Annotated in this window: 20 protein-coding genes and 1 riboswitch; of the genes, 12 read left to right on the forward strand and 8 right to left on the reverse strand. The window is 70.5% G+C overall.

Annotated elements, in window-relative coordinates:
- Window position 1: 1 nt before the first annotated feature.
- The 4 genes from octT to FG385_RS18440 all read left to right on the forward strand — a co-directional run bounded on the left by octT (window position 2) and on the right by FG385_RS18440 (window position 4,833).
- Window positions 2-736, forward strand: coding sequence for a diglucosylglycerate octanoyltransferase (gene octT / locus FG385_RS18425; protein ID WP_139097998.1), 735 nt, complete (start codon window positions 2-4; stop codon window positions 734-736).
- 9 nt (window positions 737-745) lie between these two features.
- Window positions 746-1,615 (forward strand): DegV family protein, encoded by an 870-nt coding sequence (locus FG385_RS18430; RefSeq protein ID WP_139097999.1) that lies wholly within the window; start codon window positions 746-748, stop codon window positions 1,613-1,615.
- Between the two features lie 120 nt (window positions 1,616-1,735).
- Window positions 1,736-2,470 (forward strand): ComEA family DNA-binding protein, encoded by a 735-nt coding sequence (locus FG385_RS18435; protein ID WP_139098000.1) that lies wholly within the window; start codon window positions 1,736-1,738, stop codon window positions 2,468-2,470.
- Window positions 2,470-4,833, forward strand: coding sequence for a ComEC/Rec2 family competence protein (locus FG385_RS18440; RefSeq protein WP_139098001.1), 2,364 nt, complete (start codon window positions 2,470-2,472; stop codon window positions 4,831-4,833). Before FG385_RS18435 ends, FG385_RS18440 begins: the two co-directional genes overlap by 1 nt.
- Window positions 4,834-4,835: 2 nt before the next feature.
- Here the strand turns inward: FG385_RS18440 and thrC are convergent, their stop codons facing one another.
- Complete coding sequence (gene thrC, locus FG385_RS18445; RefSeq protein ID WP_139098002.1) at window positions 4,836-6,095, reverse strand: threonine synthase; 1,260 nt, start codon at window positions 6,093-6,095, stop codon at window positions 4,836-4,838.
- A gap of 12 nt (window positions 6,096-6,107) precedes the next feature.
- Window positions 6,108-6,240: riboswitch (SAM riboswitch) on the reverse strand.
- Between the two features lie 115 nt (window positions 6,241-6,355).
- On the opposite strand from thrC, the gene holA reads away from it, so the two are divergent.
- Entirely contained in the window at window positions 6,356-7,336 is a 981-nt protein-coding gene (gene holA / locus FG385_RS18450; RefSeq protein WP_139098003.1) for a DNA polymerase III subunit delta, read from the forward strand.
- 557 nt (window positions 7,337-7,893) lie between these two features.
- Here the strand turns inward: holA and rpsT are convergent.
- Window positions 7,894-8,154 carry a 30S ribosomal protein S20 gene (rpsT, locus tag FG385_RS18455; protein WP_139098004.1) on the reverse strand — a complete coding sequence of 87 codons (261 nt, stop codon included), beginning with the start codon at window positions 8,152-8,154 and terminating at the stop codon, window positions 7,894-7,896.
- Between the two features lie 306 nt (window positions 8,155-8,460).
- Between rpsT and FG385_RS18460 the strand changes: the two genes are divergently transcribed.
- Window positions 8,461-9,321 carry an EamA family transporter gene (locus tag FG385_RS18460; protein WP_139098005.1) on the forward strand — a complete coding sequence of 287 codons (861 nt, stop codon included), beginning with the start codon at window positions 8,461-8,463 and terminating at the stop codon, window positions 9,319-9,321.
- Between the two features lie 21 nt (window positions 9,322-9,342).
- Entirely contained in the window at window positions 9,343-9,729 is a 387-nt protein-coding gene (locus FG385_RS18465) for a VOC family protein (RefSeq protein ID WP_139098006.1), read from the forward strand.
- On the opposite strand, the gene FG385_RS18470 is transcribed toward FG385_RS18465, so the two are convergent.
- The gene (locus tag FG385_RS18470) at window positions 9,726-10,301 is read right to left on the reverse strand and encodes a class I SAM-dependent methyltransferase (RefSeq protein ID WP_139098007.1); all 576 of its coding nucleotides are present in this window, start codon (window positions 10,299-10,301) and stop codon (window positions 9,726-9,728) included. The two genes, FG385_RS18465 and FG385_RS18470, sit on opposite strands and share 4 nt — an antisense overlap.
- A 41-nt stretch (window positions 10,302-10,342) precedes the next feature.
- Here FG385_RS18470 and lepA point away from each other — a divergent pair, with 41 nt between their 5' ends.
- On the forward strand, window positions 10,343-12,259 hold the full coding sequence (gene lepA / locus FG385_RS18475) for a translation elongation factor 4 (RefSeq protein WP_235022641.1): 1,917 nt from the start codon (window positions 10,343-10,345) through the stop codon (window positions 12,257-12,259).
- Window positions 12,260-12,262: 3 nt separating this feature from the next.
- Here the strand turns inward: lepA and FG385_RS18480 are convergent, their stop codons facing one another.
- Entirely contained in the window at window positions 12,263-12,706 is a 444-nt protein-coding gene (locus FG385_RS18480) for a pyridoxamine 5'-phosphate oxidase family protein (RefSeq protein WP_139098009.1), read from the reverse strand.
- A gap of 33 nt (window positions 12,707-12,739) precedes the next feature.
- Between FG385_RS18480 and FG385_RS18485 the strand changes: the two genes are divergently transcribed.
- Entirely contained in the window at window positions 12,740-13,783 is a 1,044-nt protein-coding gene (locus tag FG385_RS18485) for a nitronate monooxygenase (RefSeq protein WP_139098010.1), read from the forward strand.
- On the opposite strand, the gene FG385_RS18490 is transcribed toward FG385_RS18485, so the two are convergent.
- Both FG385_RS18490 and FG385_RS18495 read right to left on the reverse strand, forming a co-directional pair.
- The gene (locus FG385_RS18490) at window positions 13,780-14,742 is read right to left on the reverse strand and encodes an alpha/beta fold hydrolase (RefSeq protein ID WP_139098011.1); all 963 of its coding nucleotides are present in this window, start codon (window positions 14,740-14,742) and stop codon (window positions 13,780-13,782) included. The two genes, FG385_RS18485 and FG385_RS18490, sit on opposite strands and share 4 nt — an antisense overlap.
- Window positions 14,743-14,856: 114 nt before the next feature.
- The gene (locus tag FG385_RS18495; protein ID WP_139098012.1) at window positions 14,857-15,822 is read right to left on the reverse strand and encodes a quinone oxidoreductase family protein; all 966 of its coding nucleotides are present in this window, start codon (window positions 15,820-15,822) and stop codon (window positions 14,857-14,859) included.
- Between the two features lie 43 nt (window positions 15,823-15,865).
- Here FG385_RS18495 and FG385_RS18500 point away from each other — a divergent pair, with 43 nt between their 5' ends.
- From FG385_RS18500 to FG385_RS18510, 3 genes are read left to right on the forward strand one after another with little or no spacing between them, the layout of a single operon-like run.
- Window positions 15,866-16,066, forward strand: coding sequence for a hypothetical protein (locus FG385_RS18500; RefSeq protein ID WP_139098013.1), 201 nt, complete (start codon window positions 15,866-15,868; stop codon window positions 16,064-16,066).
- Window positions 16,067-16,076: 10 nt separating this feature from the next.
- Window positions 16,077-16,463: a ribonuclease domain-containing protein gene (locus tag FG385_RS18505; RefSeq protein ID WP_139098014.1), complete on the forward strand. Its 387-nt coding sequence runs from the start codon at window positions 16,077-16,079 to the stop codon at window positions 16,461-16,463.
- 13 nt (window positions 16,464-16,476) lie between these two features.
- Window positions 16,477-16,839, forward strand: coding sequence for a barstar family protein (locus FG385_RS18510; RefSeq protein WP_139098015.1), 363 nt, complete (start codon window positions 16,477-16,479; stop codon window positions 16,837-16,839).
- Between the two features lie 25 nt (window positions 16,840-16,864).
- Here the strand turns inward: FG385_RS18510 and FG385_RS18515 are convergent, their stop codons facing one another.
- Window positions 16,865-17,638, reverse strand: coding sequence for an enoyl-CoA hydratase family protein (locus FG385_RS18515; RefSeq protein WP_139098016.1), 774 nt, complete (start codon window positions 17,636-17,638; stop codon window positions 16,865-16,867).
- Between the two features lie 10 nt (window positions 17,639-17,648).
- Window positions 17,649-18,728 (reverse strand): substrate-binding domain-containing protein, encoded by a 1,080-nt coding sequence (locus FG385_RS18520; RefSeq protein ID WP_139098017.1) that lies wholly within the window; start codon window positions 18,726-18,728, stop codon window positions 17,649-17,651.
- Between the last annotated feature and the right edge of the window lie 43 nt (window positions 18,729-18,771).

Genomic DNA, 18,771 nt, shown 5'->3' on the forward strand with positions numbered 1-18,771 from the left:
CGTGCCCCGGCTGCTCGTCTTCGGTGATTCACTGAGTTTCCACGGCCCGGACGGCCCGTGCGCCGCCGATGAACCGCGCCTGTGGCTGAACGTCACCGCCGCGGCGCTGGGCGGCAACGCGGACCTGATCGCGGGCTTCGGGTGGACGGCGCGCGACCTGTGGTGGTCCCTCATCGGCGATCCCCGGGTCTGGGCGGATCTGCAGCATGTCGACGCGGTCGTGCTGGCGATCGGCAGTATGGACACCGTCCCCTCGCCGCTCCCGACGTATCTGCGCACGGGCCTGCGTTACCTGCGCCCCGACGGGCTCCGCCGAGCCGCCCGCAAGGCGTACCTCGCCGCACAGCCGCGTCTTGCTGTCGCGTTACGCGGCCGTCCCACCGCGCTCCCCGCGAAACTGACCGTCCACTACCTGGACACGGCCGTCCGGGCTCTGCGGATTCTCCGGCCGGAGCTGCCCATCGCCGGGGTCCTTCCGAGCGTGCATCGCGCCGACTCCTACGGGCGCGTGCACGCGGCTCGCCCCGGTGCCGCGGCGGCGATGGCAGCCTGGGCGCGGCGGACCGGCGTGCCGTTGCTGGACCTGCCGGCCATCGTCGGTGAGCACGTGCTCAGCGGCCGCGGGAATCCGGACGGGATGCACTGGGGGTGGGAAGGGCACGCGTCGGTGGGCAAGGCGATGGCCGCGCTGCTCGGTCCGCTGCTCGCCCCGGACGCGGGGCCCGGCGACCCGTAGGCTGGCGGCGTGCCGGTCGCCGTCATCACCGACTCCACCGCCCACCTGCCCGAGGGCTTCGCCGAGCGGTTCTCCATCCGGGTGGTCCCGCTGCACGTCCTGATCGACGGCGAAGCGGCGCTGGACGGCGTCGATGTCGGTCCGGCCGCGCTTGCGGAGGCATTGGCCCAGAAGCGGATTGTGACGACGTCGAGGCCCACACCGGGCGAGTTCGTGAAGACGTTCCGCGCGGCGCTGGCCGAGGGCGCCGACGCAGTGGTGTCGCTGCACTTGTCGAGCCAGATCTCAGGCACCTGGGAGTCCGCAGTGCTGGCTGCGCAGGAGGTCGGCCCGGATGTGGTGCGGGTGGTCGACTCGCGCGGCACCGCGATGGGGCTCGGCTTCGCCGCGTTGCACGCCGCGACGGCGGCTTCGGCCGGCGCCACGCCGGAGGAGGTCGAGAAGGCCGCGATGGCGGCCGTACGGTCGTCGAAGACGGTGTTCGTCGTGGAAACACTCGAGTACCTGCGCCGGGGCGGGCGCATCGGTGCCGCGGCCGCGCTGCTGGGGACCGCGCTGGCGGTGAAACCGTTGCTGCACATCGAAGACGGGCGTATCGAGCCGCTGGAGAAGGTCCGGACCATGCATCGCGCGATGGCGCGGCTGGTGGACGTGGCGGAGGAGGCGGCGAGAGGGGAGCCGGTGGAGGTCGCGGTGCACCATCTCGCCTCGGCGGAGCGTGCCGCCGAACTGGCCAACCGGCTGGAGGAGCGGCTGCGGATCCCGGAAGGCTGCCTGGTGTCCGAACTTGGCGCGGTGATCGGTGCGCATACCGGGCCCGGTGTCATCGGCGTGGTGGTTCAGCGGGATCCGAGCGAAAGCCGTGAACGCGGGCGGTGAAGTGGTTGCGCGGCACGGGATCCGCGTCTCGCGGCTGACTTGTCCACATACCCCCACTTGTCCACAGCGGCACCGATTCCCACTGTCCTACCCGTACCATCTCCCCGTACGGTCGATCGTGTGTTCGAGCAGAAATTTCCCCAGCCACCGGTCCTCCAGGCGCGCGAGCGGCTCCGCCAGCTTGCCGATCAGGCGCTGGCCGCCGGGCGCGAACCGCCGCTCGCGGGACGGCTCGTCGAACGGTGGGTGCCACCGGCGCTCACCCGAAGTCCGGCCCGTCGCCGGCTCACGGTGGTCCTCGCCGTGTTCGCCGTCGTGGCCGTCCTTGTCGGTGGCTCGGTCCTGCTGCTCGGTGGCGGTCCGCCGAAGGAACACGCCCCACTGCTGCCGGCCGCGCGGGAAAAGCCGGCGGCCCCGTCGAAGGCGGCCTCGAGTTCCTTGGTGGTCAGCGTCGTCGGCAAGGTGCGTTCGCCTGGCCTGGTAACCATCCCGGCCGGTGCCCGCGTGGCCGACGCGCTGGGCGCGGCGGGTGGGGCCCTGGACGGCACCGACCTCACCACGCTCAATCTGGCCAGGAAGCTGTCCGACGGCGAGCAGCTTTACGTCGGCGTTCCCGCGCCGCCGCAAGCCGTGCCCCAGCAGGCCGGCGGCGCTGCGGCGCCGGGGAAGGTCAACCTGAACACTGCGTCGGCCGAGCAACTCGACTCGCTGCCGGGTGTCGGCGAGGTCACCGCGAAACGAATCATCGACTGGCGGACGGAGCACGGTTCGTTCAGTTCGATCGACCAGCTTCAGGAGGTCGACGGCATCGGCGCGGCCAAGTTCGCGCGGCTGCGTGACGAGGTGACGGTCTGATGCGGATCGAGGTCAAACCGCCGGTATGGCAGGATTTCCGGCTCGTCCCGTCGGCGCTCGTGCTCTGGCTCGGCGTACTGACCGGGCTGCTGTGGAACTGGTGGGTCGCGCTGGCCGGCGGCCTGGCCGCATTCGCCGTCGCGGTGGTACTGGCGTGGCGGTGGCGGGCGAGCAATCGGCGGTGGTTCGCCGGCGCCGGTGCGCTGATGGTCGCGGGCCTGGTGCTCGCGGGCCCGCTCGCTGTCCGCCTGTGCCAGGCGCAGCACGATCCACTGTCCACATTGGCCGCTCGAAACATGACGGCCACGGTGCGCGCCACTGTGGACGAACGCCCGAAGCCCATCGAGTCAGCCGGTTACGCGGGCCAGCAGGCAGGGCCCCGGTCCGTCGTCGTCAAGGCGACGGTTCGCCTGGCCGAGTCGGCGGGTGAGCCCGTCGCGACGAGGGGCCGTGTCGTCCTGCTCGCGCCTTTCCAGTCGTGGTCGAAGCTGCTGCCGGGGCAGGACGTGACAGCCATGGGCTCGCTCGCCTTACCCCGTGACGCGGACCTGACGGTCGCCGCCGTCTACGTTCGTGGGCCGCCGGTCGCAGTGACGGATCCGTCCTGGTGGCAACGGGCGGCCGAGTCCACACGCGAAGCGCTCCGGCGGGCATGTTCGGTTCTGTCCGAGGACGCGGCAGGGTTGGTGCCAGGGCTCGTCGTCGGTGACACCAGCGGGGTGCCGGTGCAGGTCCAGCGCGAGTTCACCGATGCCGGGCTGTCCCACCTGATGGCGGTCAGTGGCAGCAACCTGGCGGTGGTGGCGGGCGCGGTGCTGCTGCTACTCCGCGCGTTGCGGGTGGGGCCGAGGCTGTCCGCGATGGTGGCAGGTCTCGTGGTTGTCGGCTTCGTCGTCCTCACCGGCGGTGAGCCCAGCGTCCTGCGGGCCGGTGCGATGGGCGTGGTCGGTCTGCTGGCCTTGGCACTAGGGCGGCGACGGTCGGCCTTGCCCGCGTTGGCCGCGGCGGTATGCGTGCTGGTGGTCTACGACCCGGCGATGGCGGTGAGCTTCGGCTTCGCGCTGTCGGTTGTCGCGACCTCAGGGCTCGTGCTGCTGGCGCCGCGCTGGGTCGACACGATGACCAGGCGCGGGATGCCGCCCGGGCTGGCGGAAGGGCTCGCCATCCCGCTGGCCGCCTTCCTGGTGACCGCACCGGTGATCGCGGGGATGGCGGGCCAGGTCAGCGTGGTGTCGATCGCGGCCAACGTGCTGGCCGCACCGGTGGTCGCCCCGGCAACGGTCCTGGGCGTGCTGACCGCACTGATCGCCACGTTCTGGCCGGCCGCCGCGACGCTGCCCGCCCTCGCCGCGGGCCCCGAGGCTCATTGGCTGCTGCTCGTGGCTCGCCATGCGTCCCGGGTTCCCGGTGCGGTCCTGCCTTGGCCCGGCGGCTGGTGGGGCGGGTTGCTGGCGCTCGTCGCCGTGGCGGTGCTGGTCGTCGTCCTCCGGCGGCCACGGTTTCGGGTCGGCCTGGCGCTGGCGCTGGTGTGCGTGCTGCTGATCGTCGTCCCGGTGCGGATGATCAGACCCGGTTGGCCGCCGGCGGGCTGGGCCATGGTCGCGTGCGACGTCGGCCAAGGCGACGCGGAAGTGCTCGCGACGGCCGAGCCCGGGCGGGCGATCGTCGTGGACACCGGGCCCGAGCCAGGGCCGGTGGACGAATGCCTGGCCCGGCTGGACGTCGACCGGGTGCCGCTGGTGGTGCTGAGCCACCTGCACGCCGACCACATCAGCGGGCTGGAATCGGTGTTCGACGGGCGTTCGGTCGGTGCGGTGGCCGTCGGCCCGGGACGGATGCCCGAATGGGCGTGGCGGCAGGTGAGGCAGGTCGCCGATCGGCACGGCGTGCCGTTGCTGGAACTCGAACTCGGTCAGCGACTCGACTGGCCCGGACTGTCCATGGAGGTGATCGGACCGCGGCACATCGGTTCCCAGCAGCACGATGACGCGGACGGAACGAACATCAACAACGCGTCGGTCGTGGTGCGCGCGCGGACGCCCGCCGGCCGCGTGCTGCTCACCGGTGACGTCGAACTGCTGGCGCAAGGCGATTTGCTCGACGGCGGCGCGGATCTCCACGCGGAGGTGCTGAAGGTTCCCCACCACGGAAGCCGCTTCTCCAATCCGCGGTTCCTCGCCGCCGTGGCTCCGAGGCTCGCGCTCATCAGCGTCGGCGCGGGCAACGACTACGGCCATCCGAGCAAGTCCACTGTGGACGCGCTTGTCACCGATGGCGCGCTGGTCACCCGTACCGACACCGACGGCGACACGGCGGTCGTCGCCGACAACGGAGAACCGGCGGTGGTGCGCAGGGGAAAGTGAGCTCAGCCTTCGAGGACGGCGCGCACCGCGTCCGTGGACGGTGGGACCGTCGCCTTCGGACCGATCCGGCCTTCCACCGCGTCGAGTGTCTTCAGCCCGTCACCGGTGATGAGCAGAACGGTCTCGGCCTCCGGATCGAGCTTGCCGGTCTCGATGAGCTTCTTCGTGGTCGCGACGGTGACGCCGCCGGCGGTCTCGGTGAAGATGCCCTCGGTGCGGGCCAGCAGCTGGATGCCCTCGACGATCTCCTCGTCGGAGACGTCCTCGATCGCGCCGCCGGTGCGGGTGACGGTGTCCAGGACGTACGGGCCGTCCGCGGGGTTGCCGATGGCGAGCGAACGCGCGATGGTGTCGGGCTTGACCGGCTGGACCACGTCGTGGCCGTTGCGGAAGGCGGTCGAGACGGGGGAGCAGCCGGTGGCCTGCGCGCCGAACACCTTGTACGGGGTCGGCTCGACCAGGCCGAGCTGACCGAACTCGCGGAAGCCCTTGTCCACCTTGGTCAGCTGCGAACCCGAGGCGATCGGCACCACGATCTGCTCCGGCAGGCGCCAGCCCAGCTGCTCGGCGACCTCGAAACCGAGTGTCTTCGAGCCCTCCGAGTAGTACGGGCGGACGTTGACGTTCACGAACGCCCAGGTCTCGTGCTCGGCAGCGAGTTCGGTCGCGAGGCGGTTCACGTCGTCGTAGTTGCCGTCGACGGCGATCAGGTTGCCGTCATATACGGCGGTGGTGAGGACCTTGGCACGTTCGAGAGAGGAGGGAATGAGCACGACCGACTGCCAGCCGGCGCGGGCCGCCGCGGCGGCGACGGCGTTGGCGAGGTTGCCCGTGGACGGGCAGGCGAGGGTGTCGAAGCCGAACTCGCGGGCCGCGGCGAGCGCGACCGCGACCACCCGGTCCTTGAACGAGTGGGTGGGGTTGCCGGTGTCGTCCTTGACCCAGACCCGCTTGAGGCCCAGGGCTTTGGCGAGGCGGTCGGCGCGCACCAGCCTGGTACAGCCCGGCTCGGTGTTCGGGATCTCCTCGACGTTCGAAGGGACCGGCAGCAGCTTCTTGTACCGCCAGATGCTCCGCGGCCCGGCTTCGATGTCTTCACGGCGGACTCGGCCGAAGTCGTAGGCGACCTCGAGCGGGGAGAAGTCCTCGATGCAGACGAACTCGGGGGCCAAGGGTTGGCGGTGCCCCTCCTCCTTGGAGACGAGCTCCACGGCGGGGCCGAGGTCCAGCGTGCGCTTGGTGGTACTCAGAGCTGCAGTCATCGCGAGGTCCTTTCCTCATCTGTCCCGCTCTCGCAGGCCGGAATTGGCACCGTGGTCGTCAGCTACCTCGCGGAATCGAGATGACAGGCTGACGCCGGTTGCCGGGGCTTCATCGGGCCGTTCCCTCTGCCCCTCTGGATGAGCTGTATTCGGTTGTCGGCGCGCCACCGAGGGCAACGCGGCCGTAACAAACATACGACATGGACCGCGGTCCACGCCATGCCCCCTTGCTGGCAGCGGCACCGTGGCAGGATCGAGGGGTGACCGCGCCAGCCACCACCACGTCGCCGCTGCACCTCGTCCTGGGCGAGGAAGAACTGCTCGTCGAGCGGGCCGTGCGCGCCGCGCTGGACTCCGCGCGGCTGGTCGACCCTGCCGCCGAGATGACCAGGGTGCGCGTGTCCGATCTCACCGCGCCGGCGCTCGCCGAGCTCGTGAGCCCGTCGCTGTTCAGTGAGGGGCGCGTCATCGTGCTCGACTCCGCACAGGACATCGCGCAGGAGCTGGCCGACGCCGTGCTGGCGTACCTGAAGTCGCCGGCCGACGGTGTCGTCCTGGTCGTCGTGCACAGCGGTGGTGGCCGGAGCAAGGCCGCCAAGGCGCTGCCGGCGGCGTTGCGCAAGGCCGGTGCCCAGATCGCGGACTGCCCGAAGATCACCAAGCCTGCAGAGCGGGAAGCGTTCGTACGCAACGAGATCCGGCAGGCGGGCGGCCGGATCGACGCGGCGGCCGTCGCCGCGCTCATCGACGCGGTCGGCTCCAACCTGCGGGAACTCGCGTCCGCCGCGGCGCAGCTCGTCGCCGACTCGGGTGGCAAGGTCGATCAGGACGCGGTGCGCCGCTACCACCGCGGCCGCGCCGACGTGACCGGCTTCGTGGTGGCCGAGAACGCCGTCGCCGGGGCCCGGTCCGCCGCGCTCGAGTCGCTGCGGTGGGCCGAGCAGATCGGTGTGCCGCACGTCCTGGTGGCCGACGCGCTCGCCGACGCGGTCCGGACCATTGCGCGCGTTTCCGCCGCCGGCCGCGGCAACCCGAACCAGATGGCGGGCGAGCTGGGCATGCCGCCCTGGAAGATCCGCAAGGCGCAGGGACAGTCACGAGGCTGGGGCGCGGCCGGGCTCAACCAGGCCATGGCGATCGTCGCCCGGGTGAACGCCGAGGTCAAAGGCGCCGCCGCCGATCCGGCCTACGCGCTGGAACGGGCGATCCTCGACCTCGCCAACGCCCGCGACCTGCGCTGACCGCGTCCCGCATTGGCCGCGGCCTCGTCAATGCCTGTGGCCTGCGCTGGTCGCGACTTGCGCCAAGTGTGGGCTCGCCAGCACCCGCGACCTGCGCCAACGCCCGCGGCCTGCGCTGATCGCGACGTGCGCCCAGTGCGGCATGCGCCAACTGCGACCTGCGTTGGCCGCGCCTCGTCAATGCCTGTCGCCTGCGCTGATCGCGACGTCCGCCAAGTGCGGGCTCGCTAACGCCCGCGACCTGCGCCAACGCCCCGGGGCTTCGCCAACGCCTGCGGCCTGCGCCAACTGCGGCGTCGCCAACACCCTGCGACCTCGGCAACGCCCGCGACCTGCGTCGATCGCCGTCTGCGCCAACGGCGGCCTGCGCCAACACCCCGGGGCTTCGCCAACGCTCGCGACTTGCGCCAACGGCGGCCTGCGTCGGCCGCGGCCTCGCCAACGCCCGCGGCCTGCGCCAACACCCCGCAGCCTCGCCGACGCCCGCGACCTCCGCTGGCCGCACAGCACGAGGCCCACCACGCTGGGCGCGGTGGGCCTCGGGAAGCGAAAGTGGATCAGAGTTCGTTCGCGCGCTTGGCCATCGCCGACTTCTTGTTGGCGGCCTGGTTGCGGTGGATGACGCCCTTGCTGGCGGCCTTGTCCAGCTGCCGGGACGCGGCACGCTGCAGCTCGATCGCCTTCTCCTTGTCGCCCGAGTCAGCGGCCTCGCGGAACTTGCGGATCGCGGTCTTCACCGAGGACCTGACCGACTGGTTGCGCTGGCGCGCCTTCTCGTTGGTCGCGATGCGCTTGATCTGGGACTTGATGTTGGCCACGCGGGCGCTCCTTGATCGTTTCGGCTTGCTCGCCGCCGCGTTTTCGTGGCTCCGGCGAACCGGGCTTCCTCCCTGGCGGAATGCCACACGGCAACGACCGACAAGGTTACCAGCAGGTGTACCCTCGCCTGCGTAGTGCCTAGGGTTCCGCTGCCGCCCCGCGCTCACCCACCCACAACCAGGGGCGGCGGGCCTGGTCCGAGCGGCACCGGCCCGCCGGGGACGGCACCCGGCCGGTACACCTGACGGGACAAAAGCCTAGAGGGCCTGAACCTTCCGTGCCCGCGGAAAGGTGGAAAGGCCCCTGTGAACGGCACCGCCCTGTCCCTCGTCCTCACCGCCGCGGTCATCCACGCGGGGTGGAACCTCGCTGCCAAGCGGGTTCCCGGTGGAGGCGCGCGATTCGTCTGTCTCTACTACACCGTCAGCGCCGTTGTGTGCCTTCCCGTCGCCGCCGTGGCGCTCACCGTCGAAGCGCAACGGCCACGGTGGACCTGGCTGCTCGCGGCCATCCTCACCGCGATTTTCCATGTCCTGTACGGAATCGTGCTGCAACGCGGGTACGCCGTCGGCGATCTGTCCGTGGTGTACCCGCTCGCACGGGGCAGCGGTCCGCTGCTGTCGGTCGTCGCGGCCGTCGTGCTTCTCGGTGAACGGCCGGGCCTGCTGGGACTCGCGGGGGCACTGCTCGTGATCGCCGGTGTCCTGGTGATCGGCTCGGGCCGATCCACGGCCCATCCGCGCGCTCGCCGGGCCGGCATCGCCTACGGCCTGCTCACCGGCGCGACCATCGCCGCCTACACGTTGTGGGACGACCATTCCGTTACCGCGCTCGCCGTCCCGCCACTGGTCTACTTCAGCACCGGTGCACTGCTGCAGAGCGCCCTGCTCGCCCCGGTCGCCGTGCGGCAGCGGGATCTCACGGCGCTCTGGCGCGGGCACTGGCGCGAAATCCTCCTCGTCGGGGTGCTCTCGCCCGTGGCGTACGTACTCGTCCTCTATGCGATGCGCCTCGCGCCGGTCAGCCTGGTCGCGCCATCCCGCGAAATCAGCATCGTCCTTGGCGGGATCGCCGCCTGGCGCGTGCTCGGCGAGGCCCACCCCGGCCGCCGCCTGTTCGGCTCGTGCGTGGTGCTCACCGGAATCGCCGCGATTGCCGTGTCGTGAGCGGTGCGGTACGGAGGAGACATGGAGGTGCTGAGCAGCCGGATCCTGATCCGGCCCACCGACCCGGACGCATCGACCGCGTTCTACCGCGACGTGCTCGGGCTCGCGATCTACCGGACCTTCCCCGGCGGCACGGTCTTCTTCCTCGGCCAGGGCCTGCTCGAAGTCTCCGCTCGCGGCGACGGCACCGCTTCGCCGAACGTCGCCGTGTGGATGCAGGTGCGCGACCTGGCCGCGGCCGTCGAGGAACTCGCCGGGGCCGGGGTCACCCCCGAGCGCGGTCCCCAACTCGAACCGTGGGGCCTGCGGGAAGCCTGGATCCGCGACCCCGACGGGCTCCCGATCGTGCTCGTCGAGGTGCCCGAGGACCACCCGATACGCACCGACGTCCGGGACCAGCGGCACTAGGCAACCCGGGCGCGTAGCTGCGCGGCCATCGCACCGAAACCGGGCGGCTCCCAGGTCCAGGTCTGCAGATCGGTGAACCCGGCGGCGGTGACCTCGCCGGCCAGCACGTGGCGCGGCACGGGAAGCCATCTCTCGTGTGCCGAAAGCACGAGACGGCCGCCGGGGCGCAGCACGCGGCGCAGTTCGGCGAACGCCGCGTCCCGGTCTTCCCACAGTTGCACGTTGTTGACGCTCAGCACGACGTCGACGGACTCATCCGGCTGCCCGGTCCGCTCGGCTGTGCCGAGCCGTAGCTCGGCCTCCGGGCACCGGCCCCGCGAGAGCGCCAGCATCCCTTCCGACGGATCGACACCGATGATCGTGCGCCCTTCTCCGGCGGCGGCACGCAGCCCGACCCCGGGGCCGGGTCCGATGACGAGGACCGTCTCACCGGGCGTGAGTCTCGCCACGCTCACCACATGGCGCTCGGTCGCGGCATTGCCACACGCCATCACCGCGCCGCCGATCCTGCCCAGCAGGCCGCGTGGATGGCCGAAGGCCCGGTCCAGCACCTGGGTGTATGTACCGCTCATACCTCCAGGTCAGCACGTGCGCCTCGCGGACGGCATCGGGGATGACCCGGAAATCCCCCGCCACCGGGCATGGGACACTGGTAGGGCACCCGACGACCGAGCCGAGGAATTCAGTGACGTTCGCCGACACCACGTTCACGCCACCGGAGCTGATCCGGAACTTCTGCATCATCGCGCATATCGACCACGGCAAGTCCACCCTGGCCGACCGGATGCTGCAGCTCACCGGCGTGGTCGAGGAACGGGCCATGCGCGCCCAGTACCTCGACCGGATGGACATCGAGCGCGAGCGCGGCATCACGATCAAGGCGCAGAACGTGCGCCTGCCGTGGCAGGTCGAGGGGCGCGACCATGTGCTGCACCTGATCGACACGCCGGGGCACGTCGACTTCACCTACGAGGTCTCGCGGGCGCTGGAGGCGTGCGAGGGCGCGATCCTGCTGGTCGACGCCGCGCAGGGGATCGAGGCGCAGACCCTGGCGAACCTCTACCTCGCGCTCGAGAAGGACCTGCACATCATCCCGGTGCTCAACAAGATCGACCTGCCCGCGGCCGAGCCGGACAAGTACGCCGCCGAACTCGCGCACATCATCGGCTGCGAACCCTCGGACGTGCTGCGCGTCTCGGCCAAGACCGGTGAAGGCGTCCGCGAACTGCTCGACGAGGTGGTCCGCCAGGTGCCGCCGCCGGAGGGCGACGCGGACGCGCCGGCCCGCGCGATGATCTTCGACTCCGTGTACGACACCTACCGCGGCGTGGTGACCTACATCCGCGTGGTGGACGGGCAGATCACCCCGCGCGAGCGCATCCGGATGATGTCCACCGGCGCCACCCACGAGCTGCTGGAGGTCGGCATCATCTCGCCGGAACCCAAGCCCAGCAAGGGACTCGGCGTCGGCGAGGTGGGCTACCTGATCACCGGGGTGAAGGACGTCCGCCAGTCCCGCGTCGGTGACACGGTGACGTCCGAGCGCAAGGGCGCGACGAAGCCGTTGACCGGGTACCGCGAGCCGAAGCCGATGGTCTACTCGGGTCTGTACCCGCTGGACGGTTCGGACTATCCCGAGCTGCGTGAGGCGCTCGACAAGCTCCAGCTCAACGACGCGGCCCTGACCTTCGAGCCGGAGACGTCGGTCGCGCTGGGTTTCGGGTTCCGCTGTGGCTTCCTCGGGCTGCTGCATCTGGAGATCACCCGCGACCGGCTCGAGCGCGAGTTCGGGCTGGACCTGATCTCGACCGCGCCGAACGTGGTGTACCAGGTGGTGCTCGAGGACGGCAGCGAGCACACCGTGACCAACCCGTCGGACTGGCCGACCGGGTACAAGATCGCCGAGGTGCACGAGCCGCTGTCGAAGGTCACCGTGATCGCGCCGGCCGAGTTCATCGGGGCGATCATGGAGCTGTGCCAGGGCAAGCGCGGGCAGCTGCTCGGCATGGACTACCTGTCCGAGGACCGCGTCGAGCTGCGCTACCACCTGCCGCTCGCGGAGATCATCTTCGATTTCTTCGACTCGCTGAAGTCCCGCACCCGCGGCTACGCCTCGCTGGACTACGAGGAGGCCGGGACCCAGGTCGCCGACCTGGTCAAGGTGGACATCCTGCTGCAGGGCGAACCGGTGGACGCCTTCTCCGCGATCGTGCACAAGGACGCGGCCTTCTCCTACGGCAACAAGATGGCCACCCGGCTGCGCGAGCTGATCCCGCGGCAGCAGTTCGAGGTGCCCATCCAGGCCGCCGTCGGCTCCCGCATCATCGCGCGCGAAACGATCCGCGCGATCCGCAAGGACGTGCTCGCCAAATGCTACGGCGGTGACATCTCGCGGAAGCGGAAACTGCTGGAGAAGCAGAAGGAAGGCAAGAAGCGGATGAAGAACATCGGGCGGGTCGAGGTCCCGCAGGAGGCCTTCGTCGCGGCGCTGTCGACCACCGAACCCGCGGAAAAGGGCAAGAAGAAGTAGCTGTCACAGGCTGCCGAAGATCCGCTCCGCGGCGATGAAGACCGCGCAGCGGCGTTCGGCGGCCATGACCCGGTCGTACTCGTCCCAGTCGTCGTGGGAGCCGGTCGCGGCGATGAACACGTCGCGCAGCAGGCGCGGGAGCGCGGCCGGGTCGAAGGCGGAGTCGGGGTCGTCCGGCCCGATCAGCCGCACCGGGCCCTGTACCGAAGCCCAGGACCAGCCGCGGCGGAACGTGATCGTCCCGTTTGCCCGCTCGCGCAGCAGGGCGAGCTTGCGCGTGCCGCCGCGGGCGACGAAGCCGACGCTCGCCTGGGCGGAGACCGGGTCGTCGATGAGGCCGGCGTTCACCACCGACGAGTGCACCGTCCCGTTCGAGCGGGCGACGGAGATGGTGGCGAGGCCGTGCTCGTCGAGCGCGAGTTCGCGGACGCGTGACAAATCAGCCATGCCGTGACCGTAGCCGGTTTCTACCCTGAAGACATGTTCGAAGACTTGTGCTTCCCGGTCCTCGTCGCGCCGATGGCCGGCGGGCCGACCACCCCCGAACTCGTCGCCGCGGTGGTGGAGGCCGGCGGGTCCGGCTTCCTCGCGGCCGGGTATCTGAAGGCCGGCGCGCTGGACGATCGCATCGAGAGAACGCGCGCGCTCACGAACGGCCGGTTCGGCGTCAACCTGTTCGTGCCGGGTGCGGAGTCCACCGAGGACTTGAGCGGCTACGTGCGCCGGATCGAGGCGGAGGCCGAGCGGTACGGCACCGAACCCGGCCACCCGCACTGGGATGACGACGACTATCGGGCGAAGCTGGACCTCGTCGCCTCACAGCGGTTGCCGTTCGTCTCGTTCACCTTCGACCTGCCCTCACCTCACGACGTGGCGCGGCTGCACGAGGCCGGGAGCAAGGTGATCGTCACCGTGACGAACCCGGTGGAAGCGGTCCAGGCGGCCGTCGCCGGAGCGGATGCCTTGTGCGTACAGGGTTTCGAGGCCGGGGCACATCGTGGGCTGTTCGCCGACGATCCGCGCGACCCGGCCGGCGGCGCGACCTTCGGCCTGCTTGCCTTGCTGCGGCTGGTGTCCGCCGAGGTGGACCTGCCGTTGATCGCGGCGGGCGGGCTCGTGCACGGCGCGGACATCGCCGCGGTGCTGACCGCCGGAGCGGTCGCGGCGCAACTCGGCACGGCGTTCCTGCGCGCGGACGAGGCCGGTACCCAGCCCGTGCACCGGCAGGCCCTGGCGGACGCCGGTCGCGCGACCGAGTTCACCAGGGCGTTCAGCGGCCGCCCGGCGCGCGGGCTGGTGAACCGGTTCCTCACCGAGAACTCGGGCTTCGCCCCGGCCGCCTACCCGCAGATCCACCACCTGACCCGGCCGGTGCGGGCGGCGGCGAGCACGGCGGGGGATCCCGAGGCGATGAACCTATGGGCCGGGCAGACCTATCCGCTGGCGACCTCGGGCCCGGCGGCCGGGATCATCGCGCGGCTGCGCGAACAGGCGCGAGCCGCGGCCGGACAGGTGAAGTTCTAACCCGCTTCGGCGAGCGGCTCGGACTTCACGCCGCGACGTCTGCGCTTGCGGGTCGCGCCCGCGGTGAAGTAGGCCATGAGCTCGGCGAGCGTCGCCGGGTCGTCCAGCTGCGGGCAGTGACCCCAGTCCTCGCGGACGAGCAGGCGGCTGTGCGGGACGAGCGAGTGCAGCCGCCGCCCCGAAGCGGCCGTGACCAGCCGATCCTTACCGCAGGCGATGACCAGGAGCGGTGTCGCGAGCTGATCGAGACCGTCGTAGGCCTCGGCGAGCTCTTCGACCAGCTGACGTGCTTGGTCGAGCCGGGTCGTGGCGGCGCGGTAGTCGGGGAACAGGCTGGTGAAACGGCGGACATGCTCGTCCGCGGCGACATCGTGGTCGGCGTACAGCAGTCGCGGTACGACGTACTCCGCCACGCCGCGCACCACGAACTTCGGGACCGGCAGCGGCAGCGCGGCCCACAGCCGCAACGGATAGGTGCCGACCGCGCGGACCAGCCACGAGTCGACGAACCCCGGCGCCGCGATCGAGATGACACCCGCGACACGGCGCCGTGAACCGTAGGCGGCGCGCAGGCCCATGGTGCCGCCGAGCGAGTTGCCGGCCAGTACGACCTTGCCGTGCTTCGTCTGTTCTTCGAGTATCGCGTCGACGAACTGGTCGAGCTGGGGAAGCATGGCGCCGGGCCGCAGCGGATCCGCTTCGCCGAAACCGGGCAGATCGACCGCGACGGCGGAGATGCCCGCCTCCGCGAGCTGTTCGAGGACGGGGCGCCAGGTGTCGGCGCTGTCGCAGTAACCGTGCAGGAGGACGATTCTGGGCGCGCCGCGCGTCAACCGCCTGGGACCGACTTCCAGGACCCGCGTGCGGACCCCGGCGTAGCTGCGTTCGCCGGCCCGGATCCACTCCGGGCCGGCGAGTGACGCCGGGGTCTCAGGCTGCACCCGCTCCATTGCGGTCATGTGTACAGGTTAGCGAGGAAATCTCACTTTTCCCCGTTGAGTCGTGGGTCACAAACGCGTGTCGGCCTGGTGTCGGCATTGCTTCTACGCAGGTCAGCGGATGAATTCGGGGTGTTAACGAGTGAAAACGATTTTGCCGGCGGTGTTCCCGGCCAGCATGTCCCGGAAGCCCTTCTCGGCGTCGGCGAGCGGCAGTTCGGCCCCGATCTGCGGTTTGATCCCGGCGAGATGGACGTAGGACAGCAGGCTCTCGAGCTCGTCGCGCGTGCCCATCGTGGAGCCGGCGACCCGCAGCTGCAGGAAGAAGACGCGCTGCAGGTCGGCGCTCGGGTCCGGGCCGCTGGTCGAGCCCGAGACGACGACGATTCCGCCTGGTTTGAGCGATTTCAGCGAGTGTGCCCAGGTCGCCTTGCCCACCGTCTCGAACACCGCGTCCACCCGCTCGGGCAGCCGGGCGCCGGATTCGAAGGCCTGGTGCGCGCCCAGTTGCTCGGCCAGCGCCCTCTTCTCCTCGCTCCGCCCGGTCACCCACACGCGGAATCCGGCCGCGCGCCCCAGTTGCACGAGCGCGGTCGACACGCCGCCGGAGGCGCCCTGGACGAGCATCGTCTGCCCCGGCCGCAGCCCTGACTTCACGAACAGCATCCGGTACGCGGTCAGCCACGCGGTGCCCATCGTCGCGGCTTCGCCGAAGGACAGGCCGGCCGGCTTGGGAACGGCGTTGCGGGCGGGCACGACGACGTGGTCGGCGAAGGTTCCCTGGTGCTTCTCGGTGAGCAGCGTGCGCTTCGGGTCGAGGGTGTCGTCGCCCTGCCAGCCCGGTGCGTTGACCACCGAGTGCAGCACTACCTCGGTGCCGTCCTCGAGCACGCCGGCCCCGTCGCAGCCGAGGATCATCGGGAACTGCTCGGCCTTGATGCCGACGCCGCGCAGCGTCCAAAGGTCGTGCATGTTCAAGCTGGCTGCCCGGACCGCGACCTTGACCCAGCCTTCGGGCACCTCGGGCTCGGGACGCTCGCCCGCGACGAGGGAATCGAGCGGGCTGTCGTAATTGGCTTCCTTGGCATACACGGCGAACATGCCAGCAAACTACCTCTCCGGACCCACGCGTACGCTGTGATGCGTGTTCGCAGGGCTGGCCAACTGGTGGGACAAGGCTGAGCTGTGGCTCACACAGCTGTGGTTCCCGCTGCAGTTCGTGCTGGTCATCGCGGTGCTGGGGCCGCTGTGTCTCGGCGTGGCGTGGCTGATCGACCGGATCGTGGACCGGGTCGCCGCCTGGTTGCGACCGTCCCGTGACGAGGACTGCCCACCGCGGCCTTAAGGTACGACGGGTGTCCAGTCGAAGGCGCATCACCGTTGCCCTGGTCGGGCTCATCGTGCTCGTCCTGGGTGGGTGGCTGGTCAAGGATCTCGGCAGCGGCGCCGATACCGGTATGCAGACGGAGGCTCTGTCGGCCCTGCCGCCCCAGGCGAGCCAGACCTGGCGGCTCATTCAGCGCGATGGTCCGTTCCCCTACCCGCACAATGACGGGGTCGTGTTCGCCAACCGGGAGAAACTCCTGCCGGAGAAGCCGGGTGGTTACTACCATGAGTACACGGTGCCCACACCGGGGAGCGCGGACCGCGGACCGCGGCGCCTGATCACCGGCGGGCCACGGGAGCTGTACTACACAGGTGACCACTACGCGTCGTTCGTCATCGTAGATCCCTCCAGATAGCAAGTTGAAGGCCATGGAGCACATCAGCAGCAAGACGATCGCGGACCAGGCGCGCGCCCGCGGCGCCCATTCGCATGTGATAGCGGGCCATCCCACGGACAAACTGTCCACATTGGATGCCATCGCGGCCGCGCTGTCGTTCCCGGAGTGGTTCGGTCGCAACCTGGACGCCCTCTACGACTGCCTCACCGACCTGTCCTGGCTGCCCACGGGGGAGCATGTGCTCATCTGGTGCGGCTCGGATGAGCTGATGGCGGCGGACCCGCGGGCATACCTGGCGATCCGCAGCGTCTTGTCGGACGCCGAACGCGCGCTCGCGCCGGGCGGGGACCGGGTGGACAGCCGCCGCCTGACGCTCGCGCTCTCTGACGAGTGAGCGGCGAAAGCCGGACTCGCGCGGGCTAGGGGGCGGCGACCCAGTTGGGTTGGCGCTTCTGGGCGAAGGCCGTGATGCCCTCCTGGCCCTCTTCGCTCGCGAAGAAGCTCGCGGACAGGGCGTTCATCGCCTTGAAGCCCGCCGCCGGGTTGGGCGGCTTCGGGCTCGCCAGCAGTTCCTTCGTGGCCGCGAGCGCTTGCGGGCCGCCGAGGGTGAGCGAGCGGACGTAGCGGGCGACTTCGTCGTCGAGCTTTTCGGCGTCGGCCGCCGCGGTGATGAGACCGATGCTGGCCGCGCGCTCCGCGCCGAACACCTCTCCGGTGAGGAACAGTTCCTGCGCGGCGCGCGGCGCGATGCGGGGGAGCACGACGAGTGAGATGACGGCCGGTACGACACCGATCCGCACCTCCGAGAACGCGAAAGTCGCCTCCTTCGCCGCGACGACGATGTCACAGGCGGCGACCATGCCGACCCCGCCCGCGCGGGCCGGCCCGGCCAGCCGCGCGACCACGGGCTTCGGACTGTGCCAGATCTGCTGCAGGATCTCGGGGAACTCGTTGACGCCCTGGTCGTCCGTGCCCGCTCCGCGCGCTTCCTTCAGGTCCATGCCCGCGCAGAACACCGGGCCGGTGTGCGTCAGCACGATCACCCGCACCGCTTCCTCGCCCTGCGCCTTGGCCAGCGACGCGCGTAGCTCGCGGCGAAGCTGGGCAGAGAGGGCGTTGCGGTTGTACGGCGAGTCCAATGTGATCGTCGCAACACCACTCTTCATCGAGTAGTGGACCAGTTCATCAGCCATAGCCGACACCTTAACGGCGGGACGTCAGCTCGGCGACGACCGAAAGCTCCAGCGCCTCCGCTTCGGCGAGGTAGACCCGTTGCGCCGTATGGCGACCGCGCAGGTGCAGCACGCCACGGGCACCTTCGTAGGAAACCGTGTCCGCGATCGCCGCGATCGCCTTCACCTCCGGCGAGCGGGCCCGGTGCATGAGTGCTTCCAGCAAGCGGACGCCTTCGTAGCACGATTCGCCGAGATTGCCGACCATCGGTGCGTCCACCCCGAACCGGCGGGCGTACCGGCCGGCGAAGTCCAGGCGCTCGGGAGTGGCCAGGCTCTCGAAGTACCCGGCTGCGGCGAACAGGCCGATGGTGGCCTCGGCACCGGTGGCCAGCAGCATGTTCTCGTCCATCAGCGGGGTGAGCCGGACCGCCACGTGGTGCAGCCCGCGCCGGGCGAACGCGCGATGGAAGTGCACCGCGTCCTCACCGACCAGCAGCACCAGCACACCGTCGATCGCGGCCCGTTCGAGCCGGTCGATGACGGCGGCGAAATCGGTGGTGCCCAAGGGAACGTACGCCTCGCCGACGATCGCGCCGCCCGAGCGGTGCGCGTACCCGCGCGCCATCGCCGCCGTCGTTCGCGGCCACACGTAGTCGTCGCCGACGACGTACCAGCGCCGGACCTGCCTTTCCTGAGCCAGCAAGCGCATTCCCGGCAGCAGTTGCAGGCCCGGGGTCTCACCGGTGAGGAAGACGCCGGGATTGCGTTCCCCGCCTTCATACAACGAGGTGTAGATGTAGGGCACGCGATCCGCGACCCGCGGCGCGATGGCCCGCCGCACGGCCGAAGTGTGCGCGCCGATCACCGCGTCGGCCCGGCCTTGCGAGACCAGCGAACGGACCTCCGCCGCGATCGTCTCCGGATCACCGCCGCCGTCGACGGTGTGCAACCGTACTTCGCGGCCCAGGATCCCGCCCGCCTCGTTGATCTCTTCGGCGGCGAGTTGCGCGCACAGCTCACTGGAGGGGCCGATGAGACCGAGTGGCCCCTGCAAGGGGATCACCAGCGCGACGTTGAGCTCCGGGTCAGCCGAGTTCGTCCGGGCCACGGCGCCACCTCCGGTGGGGCTGATCGGCCGAGATGGTGATTAG

Origin of the sequence: Amycolatopsis alkalitolerans (genome assembly GCF_006152065.1) — a bacterium.
In the GTDB taxonomy this organism is placed as follows: domain Bacteria; phylum Actinomycetota; class Actinomycetes; order Mycobacteriales; family Pseudonocardiaceae; genus Amycolatopsis_E; species Amycolatopsis_E alkalitolerans.

Bases quoted from the DNA above. Each gene is read 5' to 3' on its own strand.
- FG385_RS18440 (WP_139098001.1), top strand. From the start codon at position 2,470: ATGCGGATCGAGGTCAAACCGCCGGTATGGCAGGATTTCCGGCTCGTC.
- thrC (WP_139098002.1), bottom strand. From the start codon at position 6,095: ATGACTGCAGCTCTGAGTACCACCAAGCGCACGCTGGACCTCGGCCCC.
- FG385_RS18465 (WP_139098006.1), top strand. From the start codon at position 9,343: ATGGAGGTGCTGAGCAGCCGGATCCTGATCCGGCCCACCGACCCGGAC.
- FG385_RS18470 (WP_139098007.1), bottom strand. From the start codon at position 10,301: ATGAGCGGTACATACACCCAGGTGCTGGACCGGGCCTTCGGCCATCCA.
- lepA (WP_235022641.1), top strand. From the start codon at position 10,343: ATGACCCGGAAATCCCCCGCCACCGGGCATGGGACACTGGTAGGGCAC.
- FG385_RS18480 (WP_139098009.1), bottom strand. From the start codon at position 12,706: ATGGCTGATTTGTCACGCGTCCGCGAACTCGCGCTCGACGAGCACGGC.
- FG385_RS18485 (WP_139098010.1), top strand. From the start codon at position 12,740: ATGTTCGAAGACTTGTGCTTCCCGGTCCTCGTCGCGCCGATGGCCGGC.
- FG385_RS18490 (WP_139098011.1), bottom strand. From the start codon at position 14,742: ATGACCGCAATGGAGCGGGTGCAGCCTGAGACCCCGGCGTCACTCGCC.
- FG385_RS18495 (WP_139098012.1), bottom strand. From the start codon at position 15,822: ATGTTCGCCGTGTATGCCAAGGAAGCCAATTACGACAGCCCGCTCGAT.
- FG385_RS18510 (WP_139098015.1), top strand. From the start codon at position 16,477: ATGGAGCACATCAGCAGCAAGACGATCGCGGACCAGGCGCGCGCCCGC.
- FG385_RS18515 (WP_139098016.1), bottom strand. From the start codon at position 17,638: ATGGCTGATGAACTGGTCCACTACTCGATGAAGAGTGGTGTTGCGACG.